The sequence below is a fragment of the Pseudonocardia sp. ICBG1034 genome (assembly GCF_020131375.1).
GTDB lineage: Bacteria > Actinomycetota > Actinomycetes > Mycobacteriales > Pseudonocardiaceae > Pseudonocardia > Pseudonocardia alni.
Window position 1 is genome coordinate 1 of the sequence record NZ_JAHLEK010000001.1, and the last position, 12,008, is coordinate 12,008.

The 12,008-nt window shown below is 75.6% G+C and carries 12 protein-coding genes and 2 pseudogenes; 5 read left to right on the plus strand and 9 right to left on the minus strand.

Going from position 1 to position 12,008, the window contains the following annotated elements; all coding sequences use genetic code 11:
• Positions 1-31: 31 nt before the first annotated feature.
• A pseudogene (locus KPF22_RS33500) lies at positions 32-148 on the plus strand (ferrochelatase); the annotation flags it as partial.
• 181 nt (positions 149-329) lie between these two features.
• On the opposite strand, the gene KPF22_RS32830 reads toward KPF22_RS33500, so the two are convergent.
• Positions 330-713, minus strand: coding sequence for a class I SAM-dependent methyltransferase (locus tag KPF22_RS32830; RefSeq protein ID WP_308010345.1), 384 nt, complete (start codon positions 711-713; stop codon positions 330-332).
• Positions 610-1,218 (minus strand): methyltransferase domain-containing protein, encoded by a 609-nt coding sequence (locus KPF22_RS32835; protein ID WP_308010344.1) that lies wholly within the window; start codon positions 1,216-1,218, stop codon positions 610-612. Before KPF22_RS32835 ends, KPF22_RS32830 begins: the two co-directional genes overlap by 104 nt.
• Between KPF22_RS32835 and KPF22_RS00015 the strand changes: the two genes are divergently transcribed.
• Entirely contained in the window at positions 1,112-2,677 is a 1,566-nt protein-coding gene (locus tag KPF22_RS00015; protein WP_208820834.1) for a sodium:alanine symporter family protein, read from the plus strand. The genes KPF22_RS32835 and KPF22_RS00015 overlap by 107 nt on opposite strands.
• Before the next feature lie 18 nt (positions 2,678-2,695).
• On the opposite strand, the gene KPF22_RS00020 is transcribed toward KPF22_RS00015, so the two are convergent.
• The 5 genes from KPF22_RS00020 to KPF22_RS31690 all read right to left on the minus strand — a co-directional run bounded on the left by KPF22_RS00020 (position 2,696) and on the right by KPF22_RS31690 (position 6,877).
• Complete coding sequence (locus KPF22_RS00020; protein WP_208820914.1) at positions 2,696-3,745, minus strand: MsnO8 family LLM class oxidoreductase; 1,050 nt, start codon at positions 3,743-3,745, stop codon at positions 2,696-2,698.
• Between the two features lie 618 nt (positions 3,746-4,363).
• The gene (locus tag KPF22_RS00025; RefSeq protein WP_224400882.1) at positions 4,364-5,014 is read right to left on the minus strand and encodes an alpha/beta fold hydrolase; all 651 of its coding nucleotides are present in this window, start codon (positions 5,012-5,014) and stop codon (positions 4,364-4,366) included.
• A gap of 39 nt (positions 5,015-5,053) precedes the next feature.
• Positions 5,054-6,073, minus strand: a complete 1,020-nt coding sequence (locus KPF22_RS00030) for a site-specific integrase (protein WP_208820836.1) — start codon at positions 6,071-6,073, stop codon at positions 5,054-5,056.
• Positions 6,074-6,077: 4 nt separating this feature from the next.
• Complete coding sequence (locus KPF22_RS00035; protein WP_224400883.1) at positions 6,078-6,749, minus strand: class I SAM-dependent methyltransferase; 672 nt, start codon at positions 6,747-6,749, stop codon at positions 6,078-6,080.
• Between the two features lie 2 nt (positions 6,750-6,751).
• Positions 6,752-6,877: a hypothetical protein gene (locus KPF22_RS31690; RefSeq protein WP_255623970.1), complete on the minus strand. Its 126-nt coding sequence runs from the start codon at positions 6,875-6,877 to the stop codon at positions 6,752-6,754.
• A gap of 250 nt (positions 6,878-7,127) precedes the next feature.
• Between KPF22_RS31690 and KPF22_RS00040 the strand changes: the two genes are divergently transcribed.
• The gene (locus KPF22_RS00040) at positions 7,128-8,171 is read left to right on the plus strand and encodes a response regulator receiver protein (protein ID WP_224400884.1); all 1,044 of its coding nucleotides are present in this window, start codon (positions 7,128-7,130) and stop codon (positions 8,169-8,171) included.
• 55 nt (positions 8,172-8,226) lie between these two features.
• Here the strand turns inward: KPF22_RS00040 and KPF22_RS00045 are convergent, their stop codons facing one another.
• A complete protein-coding gene (locus tag KPF22_RS00045) occupies positions 8,227-9,807 on the minus strand; it encodes an alpha/beta hydrolase (RefSeq protein ID WP_224400885.1) in 1,581 nt (526 codons plus the stop codon).
• Between the two features lie 143 nt (positions 9,808-9,950).
• Here KPF22_RS00045 and KPF22_RS32640 point away from each other — a divergent pair, with 143 nt between their 5' ends.
• Together KPF22_RS32640 and KPF22_RS00055 are read left to right on the plus strand one after the other, a co-directional pair.
• Positions 9,951-11,102, plus strand: coding sequence for a sensor histidine kinase (locus KPF22_RS32640; protein WP_208820838.1), 1,152 nt, complete (start codon positions 9,951-9,953; stop codon positions 11,100-11,102).
• Positions 11,099-11,773, plus strand: a complete 675-nt coding sequence (locus tag KPF22_RS00055; protein WP_374107439.1) for a response regulator — start codon at positions 11,099-11,101, stop codon at positions 11,771-11,773. Before KPF22_RS32640 ends, KPF22_RS00055 begins: the two co-directional genes overlap by 4 nt.
• 7 nt (positions 11,774-11,780) lie before the next feature.
• Here KPF22_RS00055 and KPF22_RS00060 read toward each other — a convergent pair.
• Positions 11,781-12,008: pseudogene (locus KPF22_RS00060) on the minus strand (hypothetical protein); the annotation flags it as partial.

Below are 12,008 nucleotides of genomic sequence, written 5' to 3' on the forward strand. Positions count from 1 at the left end.
CGACCACATCGACGACCTGCACGCCAAGGGTGTGCCCGCGGTCGTCGTCGCGCCGGTCGGGTTCGTGTCCGACCACGTCGAGTCGTGTGGGACCTCGACAACGAGGCGGCCGAGCGAGCCCGAGCACGGCATGGGCTTCGCCCGCGCCGCCACCGCCGGACCCGACCCACGCTTCGCCGACATGGTGGTCGAGCTCGTGCGGGAGCACTCCGACGGCGTGCCCGCCCGGCGGCTGGGCACCGGCCCGTCCGCCGGGTGCACCCGCAACGGGGGCGCCCTGCGCGGTCGACTGCTGCGTGCCGCAGCGGCGGCCCGCCCGGCCGAGCTGATCAGCGCCGCCGCACCCGGGCCAGATGGGCGGGGACCTCGACCCTGGTCCCGGCCGGCTCGCCGTAGGACCCGGCCAGGCCGGCGGTCACGACCCCCCGGTAGGACGCCGGTCCGACGGTCTCCACCGTCCAGTCCGGTCCGGTGAACGCGGCCCGGATGTCGGTCGCGTCGATCACGGGGCCGAACTCGGCGGCGGCGCCGGTCCGGGCCAGGGCGAGCACGTGCACCACACCGCCGGGACGCACGACCCCGGCCAGCGCGTGGGCGTAGCGGGCCTGGTCACCGGGGTCGAACAGGTGGAACAGGGCACTGTCCACCACCGTGTCGAACGGGCCGAGGCCGTCCGGGGCGAGCGCGTCGGCGACGACGAAGGGGGCGTCCACGCGCGGCCGCGGCCCGCTCCCGGGCCCGCCGGACCGCGGTCGGGGCCGCGTCGGCGCCGAGCACGTCGTACCCGAGCCCGGCGAGCAGGATCGTGTGCTCGCCGGTGCCGCAACCCGGGTCGAGGACGGTGCCGGCGACCGCTCCCGAGCCGACGAGTGCGACGACCGCCGGCTGCGGCTCGTCGATCACCCAGGGCGGGTCGCCGTCGCGGTAGGCCTGATCGAACCGGGAGACGGGCGGGGTCAGCTCCATCGGATGCTGATCCTCTCGGGGGACGTCCCGGGAGCATCCGACCTCCACCTCGGTCGAGGTCAAGGCCCCGGCCGACATCGACGATCCGGTAACCGTTCGTCCGTATTGTTGTGGTTCGTGTCCACATGGGGTGAAGTTCCGCCCCATGACCTCCGTACCGACCACGGCACCGCCGCGACCCGGCGTGCTCGAGAGCATCGAGCTGTCCATCAACTCGGTGTTCGACCCGATCTCGACCGGGCTGTCGAACATCGTCTTCTACGAGGTGACCGTCCTCGGAGCGGACTTCCCGCTGATCGTGGGCTGGCTGATCCTGGCCGGGGTGCTGTTCACCCTCTACTTCGGGTTCGTCCAGTTCCGCAGCATCGGGCTCGCCCTGCGGATCGTCCGTGGCCGCTACACCCGGCGCGACGAGCCGGGGGAGATCACCCACTTCCAGGCTCTGGCCTCCGCGTTGTCGGGCACCGTCGGTCTGGGGAACATCGCCGGCGTCGGTGTGGCGGTCACGATCGGTGGTCCCGGCGCGACGTTCTGGATGATCGTCGCCGGGTTGCTCAGCATGGCCACCAAGTTCGTCGAGTGCACCCTCGGCGTGAAGTACCGCGAAGTGCACCCCGACGGCACCGTGTCCGGCGGTCCGATGCACTACCTGCGGATCGGTGTCGCCGAGCGCATCCCCAACGCGTTCGGCCGCGGGCTGGGCAAGGTCCTTGCCGCCGGTGCGGCGGTGATGATCCTCTTCTTCGGCGTCGCCGGCGGGAACATGTTCCAGGCCAACCAGACCTTCGCCCAGCTCCGCAACGTCACCGGGGGCGAGACCGGTCTGCTCGGCAGCGGCGGCGCCGCGTTCGTCTTCGGTCTGCTGCTGGCCGCGCTCGTCGGGGCGGTCGTGTTCGGGGGCATCAAGTCCGTCGGTGCGGTCACGGGTCGTCTCGTCCCGGCGATGGCGATCGTCTACGTGACCGCCTGCCTCGTCGTGATCGCCGTGAACATCGCGCAGGTCCCGACGGCGTTCGGCCTCATCCTCTCGGGAGCGTTCTCCGCCGAGGGCGTGGTGGGCGGTGCGCTCGGCGCCATGATCGTCGGTTTCCAGCGGGCGGCCTTCTCGAACGAGGCGGGCCTGGGCTCCTCGCCGATCGCGCACTCGGCGGTGCGGACGAGGAACCCGGCCACCGAGGGGTACGTGGCCCTGATCGAGCCGTTCGTCGACACCGTGGTCATCTGCACGATGACCGCGCTGACCATCGTGATCGCCGGTACGCCCTTCTGGCAGCAGGCCCAGGCGACCGCCTTCGCGAGCGGCGGCTCCGACGTGGCCGACGGCGTGCTCATCACCTCCGACGCGTTCGCCACGGTGCTGCCGTGGTTCCCCTACGTGCTCGCGGTCGCGGTGTTCCTGTTCGCCGTCTCCACGATCATCACGTGGGGCTACTACGGGCAGAAGGCCTGGACCTACCTGTTCGGCAAGAACACGGTGTCCGAGCGCGTCTACCAGACGGTCTTCTGCTTCTTCGTGGTCGTCGGCTCGGTGCTGACCCTGGGCAGCGTGCTCGACTTCGCCGACGCGGTGCTCTTCCTGCTCGCCTTCTTCAACATCCTGGGCCTGTACGTCCTGGCCCCGGTGGTCAAGAAGGAGGTCCGGGCGTTCCGCGCGAAGCTCGCCTCCGGCGAGGTCACCGAGGTGGAACCGTCCGAGCGGGCGATGCTCTGACCCGTCGCGTGGGCCCGGTCAGATCCGGGCCCACGCCCGGGCGATCAGCTCGTAGGACCGCAGGCGGTCGTCGAGGGTGGGGGCGACGGTCTCGACGACGAGCTCGTCGGCCTCCGCGGCCTCGACGATCGCGGCGAGCCGGCTCGCCACCGCGTCCGCCCGGCCGACGACGCGGGTCCGCAGGCGGTCGTCCAGCGCGACCTGCTCGTCCGGGTCCAGCGGGGGGAGACCGGCCCGCTCGTCGGCGGTGGGGTAGTGGTGCGCACCGGCGTCGAGGGCGAGCCCGCGCAGCCAGACGTCGTAGCCGGAGCCCAGTGCGGCGGCCTCGTCCTCGGTGTCCGCGGCCAGCGCCGATACCGCGATCGCGACGTGCGGGCGGTCCCGGTAGGGGCCCGGTACGAACCGCTCGCGGTACAGATCGATCGCCTCGAGCACGGTGGTCGGCCGGGAGAAGTAGGCGACGCCCATCGGCAGCCCGTTGCGCGCGGCGTACTCGGCGCTCTCGCCCGCGCCCGCTGCATGCACCCAGACCTGTGGGGTCACGGCGTCGAGCAGGTCGACCGGCGTGCCCTGCAGTCCCGGCTCCTTGCCTGCGAGCAGGCGCAGGAGCTGGTCGCAGCGCCCGCTGAAGGTGCCCAGGCCGCGTTCGAGCAGCCGGGCCTCGACGTGCGGGCGGTCGTGGTCGAACCCGACGGTGCGCGGCGTGCGGGCGGCGACCGAGCGGCCCAGCCCGAGGTCGGTGCGGCCACCGGACAGGGCGGACAGCAGCGTCGCGTCCTCGGCCAGGCGCAGCGGCGGGTGGTAGGCGACCAGGGTGGCGGCGACGCCCAGCCGGATGTGTTCGGTCCGGGCCGCGAGGTGCGAGAGCAGCATCATCGGACTGGTCGACCCGAGCACCGGGTTGAGGTGGTGCTCGCCGACCCAGTAGCGCAGCATGCCGAGCGACTCGGCGTGGCGTGCGAGCACGATCGCGTCGGAGACGACGTCGGTGGCGGTTCCGCCGGGCCGGACCGGGTTCAGGTCCAGGCAGGACAGCGGGATCGTGGACAGGGTGCACTCCTGCGACAGGCGGGGTGCACGGAGTCGGCACCGGGGATCGTCACCGGAATGTAGAGCCGCTGTGGGCGGAGGGTCAACGCGCCGGGGACCACAGCGCCGGGACTCACGGTGTCAAGGAATCATTGACGCGTACGCCCGGTCAACCGAGCGGCGACACCCGTCGGCCGCGGAGCCGGGGGAGGGGAGGCCGGCTCGCGCTGTCGGCCGGAACGACCGTGGCCGGGCCGGTCGTGCCGGCGCTACCCCGGTCGGCGCGGATCACCAGGCGGTCCGGGCCGGGGAGCCGAGGCCGGGGGCCGGTCTGGCCTCGGCTCCCCGGCCCGGTCGGTCATCGACGCCCCGTGTTCGTGCGTCGACAGGACACGTGGGCGTGCCGCCGGGGTGGACGGGTTCTCACGCCGATCGCGTCCAGGGCGGGGGCGAGGTCCGGGCGGCCGTGCGGACGAGGGGCCGCCGGCGACTCCCACGTCGCAGCCCTTCTCTGTCAATGAAGCATTGACGCCAGCGAATCGTCGACGAAACGACGACAACCGAACCGCCAAGACCGGGAGAGGCCGGCGCCGGCCGGGGAGGTCCGGTGGCCGGGCCGGCGACCGGTGTGCGGTGTGGTGTGGTGCGGACCCCGGGTCAGCGGGTCGCCGGGTCCTCGGAGCGTCGGCTCGGCCGGTGGCCCGGTGCGAGGGAGACGTGGGTGTCCTCCCAGCGGCACCACTCGCGGGCGGCGTCCTCGCGCACGGCCGGGTCGGGGTCGGCGAGCAGGGTCGCGTAGGCGTCCACGAGGCGGATGCCACGCAGGTGGGCGGGCACGGCGCCGGCGAAGCGGTCCCACGCGGAGGGGAAGATGCGGCGCATGTCCTCGGTGACCCAGCGGACCTCCCGCCCGGTCGTCGTGGTGACCGCGGCGAGGACGAGCGCGTCGACGCGCTGTGGGTGGGCCTGGGCGTAGGCGAGGGCGAGGGTGCTGCCCCAGGAGCCGCCCCGCACGACCCAGGAGTGGATGGCCAGCAGCTCGCGGAGCCGCTCGATGTCGTCGAGGAGCAGCTGTGTGGTCTGCGTGCGCCCCAGGTCGACGCCCGGGTCGGAGGCGAGCGGTCTGCTGCGGCCGCAGCCGCGCTGGTCGAGCAGCACGATCCGGTACCGCTCGGGGTCGTAGTACCGGCGGGCCCCGGCCGAGGCACCCGATCCGGGGCCCGCCGTGCAGGTCCAGCGCGGGTCGTCCGTCGGGGTTGCCGCAGGTCTCCCAGTAGAGGGCCTGGCCGTCGTCGGTGGTGAGGACACCGGCGTCGTGGGGCTCGATCGGCGGGTGGAGGGGCACGGCTACAGACCTGCCAGCAGGGCGGCGGAGTTGTCCTCCCAGGCGTTGTCGATGCGGATGTAGGCGCCGACGGTGGCCAGGGAGCGGTGTCGGGTCTGGTGGGCGATGGCCCGGTCGGAGGCGCCGCGCTGGTGGGCGTAGGTGACGTGGCCCGCGCGCAGGGAGTGCGCCGACCAGGGGCCGGGGCCGATGTCGGCACGGGCCACCGCGCGCTGGACGATCTCGTTGACCGACTCCGGGTGCAGCGGCCGGTCGGTCACCCGGTTGCCGCGGGTGACCTTGCGCAGCACCGGGCCCTCGGTGATCCCGGCTGCGTCGAGCCAGGTCCGCAGCGCGGTGACCGGGCAGCGCGCGGCCCGGTGCGCGTGCGGGAGGACGACGAGCTCGGGTTCGGTGCCGTACGGGTTGGTCTTGGAGCGGGGGATCGACAGGACGCGGCCGCGCGGGTGGTCGGCGACGTCGGCGACGGTGAGCGCGGCCAGCTCGGAGCGGCGCAGCGCGGAGAAGAACCCGACCAGCAGCAGGGCCCGGTCGCGCAGGCCGGCGAGGTCGTCCTCACCCGGGCGGGTCGCGTAGCTGCGGGTGGTGGGGCAGGCGTCGACGACGTCGTCGAGGTCGGGGGGCATCAGCGGCCGGGCCTGGACCGGCGGGGCGCCGTGGGTGCGGCGGATGCCTTCCCAGACGGCGGTGACGCGGCGGGCGTCGGTGGGGTCGGGCAGGTCGCGCATGACGTGCACGAACCGGATCGAGGACAGCCGGCGGCTGATGGTCCCGACCTTCGCCCCGGCCCCGGCGAGCTCGGTGATGTAGCCGGACAGCGCCTCGGGGGCGGCAGGCAGGGCCTCGTGCCCGTGCCGGGCGCACCAGCCGCTGAACTCCCGCCAGTCCGAGGCGTAGCCGCGACGGGTGTTGGCCGACCGGGCGGCCGCGACGTAGGCGGCCTCCTGCTCGGTCAGTGGCAGGTCCACCTGTGGTGCGAGCAGCTCGGCGCCGGGGACGCCGGTGGGGGCGGGGTCGGTCACGGGGTCATCCTGCCGGTCCCGGTGCCCGCGCCATGATCACCACGCCCGGGCCGGTCCGTTCGTCGGGATGCAGGAGGAGCTCGGCCTCGGGGTGCAGTCCGGCCCGCCCGAGGAGGTCGCGCAGCTGCTCGGGCCGCCACAGGTGGGTGGTCCAGCGGACGGGCACGCCGCCGTAGCACTCGGTGCGTTCGAGCTCGCCGTCGCCGACGTGGGTCGCCAGGATCAGCCGCCCACCGGGGGCGAGGGCGCGGGTGAAGGAGGCCAGGACGTGCGGAAGGACGTCGCGGGGCAGGTGGAACAGCGACCACCAGCCCAGGACCCCGGCGAGCGAGGCGTCGGGGACCGCGAGCTCGGTGGCCGAGCCGACCGAGAACCGGCAGTGCGGGTACAGCCGCCGGGCGTGGGCGACCATGGCGGGGGAGAGGTCCATCCCGGACGCGTCGACGCCGCGCTCCACGAGGTGGGCGGTGACCTGCCCCGGCCCGCAGCCGACGTCGAGGACCGGCCCGCGGCCCGCGACGGCGTCGGCGAAGGTGTCCATGGCGGCCCGGAGCCAGGGATGGGTGCGGACGTCACCGAGGCCGGTGGTGACGACCATGTCGACGTAGTTGTCGGCGACGCGGTCGTAGGAGTCGCGGACGGCGTCGAGGTCGGCGGGGCGCGGGACCGGGTGCACGGTCAGTGCACGACCGGGACGACGAGCAGTGCGGCGGCGGACGCCGCCGTCACCACCCGGCCCTGCCGGGTCTGCGGGCGCAGCCCCCACCCGACCCGCTTCGGCCCGATCCACGGTGTCCTGCCCATCGCTGCTCCTCCCGCCCGGGTCACGACCAGGCTATCGCCGGTGACCGGGGCCCGACGCCGCGCGGCCACGCTCGATCCCTCCGCCGCCCCCCGGTTCCCCGCGTGCTCCCGCGCGCCCCGGCGACGGTCGATGCACCCGTGGCTCGGCCGACCCGGGATTCTCTGCATTATCCCGTGTTGTGCTAGTTCAGGTAACTGAACCAAGAACCGTGCAGCAGTTCGTATGAACCGAACCGGTAGCATGGCCGACGTGACGGACACGGTGGTGCGGTGCGGATACAGCCGGTGCCGGGCGGAGCTGCCCCCGCCCGGGCCGCAGGGCGGCCGTCCGCGGTCGTTCTGCCGGGATACCCGGTGGGAGCAGGGGCGGACGTGCGCGCAGATGGCCCGCGCCGAGCGGGAGGCCCTCGGTGCTCTCGGCCTCGACACCGGGACCGGGGCGTTCGCGCTCGACGCGGACCGGCTCCGCGAGCACGTCGGCGCGCTCGCCGGGCCGGTGGCCGAGCTGTCCGGGGCGCTGACCGCTGTGCTGGACCGGCTCGACGAGATCGAGCGCGACGCCCTGGCCGCCACCGAGGCGGCCCGCGCGGGCGCCGCCGAGTCCGACGCCGCCCGTCGGCAGGCCGACACCGCCCGGGAGACGGCCGAGCGCCGGGCCCGCGAGGCGGACCGGGCCGCGACCGAGGCCCGGCAGGAGCGGGCGGAGGCGGTGACCCGGGCCGAGGAGGCCGCCGCCACCGCCCTCGCGGCGACCGAGGCCCTCGGTGCGGCGCGGCAGCAGGCCGCCGACGCCGTCGCCGCCCGGGACGCCGCCGTCGCCGACGCCCGCGAGGCCCGGGACACCGCCGCGACCGCCACCCGGGACCGGGAGGCCGCGCTGCTCGCCGCCCGGACCGCCGAGCACGAGCGCGATACCGCCCTCGCCCGCGCCGACGCCGCCACCCGCGACCGGGACCGCCTGGACGCCGACCTGACGGCGCTGCGGGCCGACCACGCCGCGGTCGTCGCCGACCGGGCGGGTCTGGTCGAGACCGTCGTCGAGCAGCGCAGCCGGCTCGCCGCGCAGCGCGACCTGCTGACCGAGGCCCGCGCCGTCGCCGAGGGGCTGCGTGCGCAGCACGAGAGCGCCCGCACCGCGGTCGAGGAGCTGACCCGCCGGCTCGACGACACCCGCCGGGAGCGGGACGGGCTCGCCGCGGAACGGGACCGGCTGCGTGCCGCGGCACCGGAGCCGGTCCCGGCCCGGATGCACCCCGACGACCTCGCGGCCCTCGCGGCCGCGGTGCGGGGGTGAGGCCCGGCGACGTCGTCGCCCACCTCGCCGTGCACGGGCACACGCACGGCTGACCTCAGCCACCCGGGACCGCCCCGGGACGGGTGGTGGCCCGCGGCGGTGTGCACACGGTGCCCGCCGCCGGCAGCGTGGTGTCGAGCAGCGTGGCCTCCACCGCGGCGTCGACGCAGGGGTCGGTGCCGTACGAGCCGTGCCCGACACCCTCGCGGGTCAGCAGGACCGCCCGGTCCAGGGTGTCGGCCGTCCGCTCCGCCCAGGCGTGGGGCGTGACCGGGTCGAGCCTGCCGCCGACCACCAGCGTCGGCGGGGCGCCCGCGCCGGTCAGCGGTGCGGTGACCCGGTCGGTGTTCGGCGCGGGCCACACCGCGCAGGCCAGCGCGCTGTAGGCGGCGCGGGTGCCGATCCGCGGTGCGTGCTCGACCGCGCGCTCGGCGGCCGCGGTGTGCGCGCCGACGTCGGCCGGGGTGTTCCAGTCCGCGCAGCGCACCGCGGTGTGCTGCTCCTGCGTCGCGGTCGGGACACCGAACGGCGAGACCGTCAGGTTGCGGTGGAGCAGGTGGGCGAGGGTGCCGTCGCCCTGTTGCGCGGTCGCCAGCGTCGTCGTCAGCACCGGCCAGAGGGTGCGTTCGCCCGCCGCGCCGCGGGCGGTCTCCAGCAGCATGGCGCCGTCGACGACGCCGGCCGGGGCGAGGCCCTCCACCACCCGGGCCGGGGCGGGGCGCCGCTCGAGACCGGCGACGAGCGCGTCGAACGCGGCGGCCGGGTCGCCGGCGCCGAACGGACAGACCGCGGCACCGTCCGTACGGCAGGTGTCGAACCAGGCGCCGAGGGTCCGCTCGCTCGCGACGGCGACCTCGTCGAGGAACTCCAGGGGGTCCCCGGTCCACAGCGTGGTGTCGACGGGCGCGTCGAGGACCATCTGCCGGACCCGGTCCGGGAACAGGGTGGCGTACATCGGGCCGACGACGGTGCCGTAGGAGATGCCGTAGTAGGTGATCGTCTCCTCGCCGAGCGCGGTGCGGAGCCGGTCCAGGTCGCGGGCGACGTTGTCGGTGGACAGGCTCGCCAGGAACGCCGGGGTCCGGTGCGTCGCGCAGCCCTCGGCCAGCGCCCTCGCCTCGGCGAGCAGGGTCGGCAGCGGGGCGCCGCCGGGGACGGCGGGGTCGGCGGCGGTGCTCGCGGCGGCCGTGGCGCGCTCGGCGTCGGTGCGGCAGCGCACCGCCGACGAGGCGCCGACGCCGCGTGGGTCCATCGCGACGACGTCGAAGCGCGCCAGCACCTCCGGCCCGAACGTGCCCGCCGACCCCGGGGTGGCGGGCATCGCGCGCAGCGTGTCGGTCGCGGCGACCCCGGGGCCGCCCGGGTTGAAGAACAGGGTGCCGATCCGGCGCTGGGGATCCGTGGCGCGGTGCCGCATCACCGCGAGGGCGACCCGGGGGCCGTCGGGGTCGGTGTACTCCTGGGGGACCTCGAGGGTGCCGCACTCCAGGCCGGGACCGCACCCGGTCCAGGTGACCGGGTCGGGCGGCGGGACGGCGGGTGCGGCGGGTACGGCCGCGGCGCAGCCGGTGACGGCCAGTGCGACGGCGGCGGCGAGTACGGCGAGCGGTCGGAGGCGTCGGTGCGGGGCGGGCATCGGGCCGATGCTGCGGCGGCCACCCGGCCGTCCGGATCGGTCCGGGGGAGTGTCCTGCCCGTGCGGGGTCCGTCCGAAGGATGAGTGCGTCCGGGCCTCGGGACGGAGGCGTCCGCACCGGTACGGGCCCTAGCCTCGGCGGCATGACCGATGTCGCGGCGTACCGGCGGTGGGTCGTCGACGGCCTGGTGGTCGTGGTGACGGCCCTGATCGGGCTGCTCATGGCCCGGTTGCGGGTGGTGTCGTCGCCGGGCGGGCCCGAGCTGCTGCTGGGTGTCGACGTCGTGGCGGGGATGCTCGCCTGCGTCGCGCTCTGGTGGCGGCGCCGCTACCCGCTGCCGGTGGCCGTGGGCGTCGTCGTGCTGTGCACGTTCTCCGAGTTCGCGTCCGTCCCGGGGCTGGTCGCGCTGTTCGCGGTCGCCGCCCGCTGCCCGGCCCGGGTCTCGGCCGCGGTGTTCCTGGGCAGCTTCGCGTCGTTCGCGGTGTACTACCTCTGGCGGCCCGCGCCGGAGGCCCCGCTGTGGCTGCTGGTCGGGGCGCTGGTGGCGGGACACGCGGCGGTGTTCGGCTGGGGGCTGGTCGTGCGCAGCCGCCGGCTGCTGGTCGAGTCGCTGCACGAGCGGGCCGCGATGGCCGAGTCCGCTGCGGCGCTGCGGGCCGAGAGCACCGCGCACGAGGCGCGGGAGGCGCTGGCCCGGGAGATGCACGACGTGCTCGGGCACCGGCTGTCGCTGCTCAGCGTGCACGCCGGGGCGCTGGCGTTCCACCGCGACGCGCCGGCGGAGGAGACCGCGCGGGCCGCCGAGGTCGTGCGGGAGAACGCCCACCGCGCCCTGCAGGACCTGCGGGAGGTCATCGGGGTGCTCCGGGCGCCGGTGGGGGAGCTGCCGCTGCCCGGGATCACCGACGTCGGGGAGCTGCTCGAGGAGACCCGCCGGACCGGGACCGCGGTCGTCCTGCACGACGGGCCCGGCGTCACCACCGGGGAGCACCCGGTGCCCGAGACCGCGGGGCGCACCGCCTACCGGCTGGTGCAGGAGGCCCTCACCAACGCGCGCACGTACGCGCCGGGTGCCCCGGTCACGGTGACGGTCACCGGCGGGGCCGGGGACGGGCTCGTCGTCGAGGTGGCGAACCCGGCACCGGCCCGGCCCGCCCGCGCCGACCGGCCGGGGGCCGGGCAGGGGCTGCGGGGGCTGGCCGAGCGGGCGACGCTCGTCGGGGGCCGGCTGGACCACGGCCCGACCCCGGACGGCGGGTGGCGGACCGGGATGCGGCTACCGTGGCCGTCGTGACCACCTCCGACCCCGTCGCGGTGCTCATCGTCGACGACGACCCGGTCGTCCGCTTCGGACTGTCGATGATGCTGCGCGGCGCCGACGGCCTGACCGTCGTCGCCGAGGCCGGGGACGGGGCCGAGGGGGTCGCGCTGGCCGAGCGGCACCGGCCCGACGTCGTGCTGATGGACATCCGGATGCCGGGCACCGACGGGCTCACCGCCACCGAGACGCTGCGCCGCCGCCCCGGCGCGCCGCAGGTCGTCGTGCTGACCACCTTCGACGCCGACGCCCACGTGCTGCGCGCGCTGCGGGCCGGCGCCGCCGGGTTCCTGCTGAAGGACACCCCGCCCGACGAGCTCGTGCTCGCCGTCCGGCACGCCGCCGCGGGCCGTCCGGTGCTCTCGCCGGAGGTGACCCGCCGGCTCATCGACCGGGTCGCCGAGACCGACCGGGACAGCACCCGGGCCGCGGCCCGGCGACGGCTGGAGCGCCTCGCCGAGCGGGAGCGCACCATCGCCCTCGATCTCGGCGCGGGCCGGTCCAACGCCGAGATCGCCGCCCGTCACCACATCAGCGTGGCGACGGTGAAGACCCATGTCTCGGCGATCCTGACCAAGCTGGACCTGAACAACCGGGTCCAGGTGGCGCTGCTGGTGCACGACGCCGGGTTGTCCCCGCCGGTCTGACGCGGCGTCAGCCGGGCGGCTGCCCGGGGGCCGCCTCCAGCTCGTCGAGGCGGGAGCGCAGCCGGCGGAGCTCGGCGAGGAGTTCGGTCCAGGTGGCCGGGTCGGGGGTGCCCGGCCCGGCGGGGTCGGGCTCGTCGCGGCGGGCGGCCTCGGTACGGGACCGCTGGATCTGCTCGGTGAACCAGCTGGCGATGGTCGCGGTCACGGTGCCCAGCACGGCGATCCCGGCGATCAT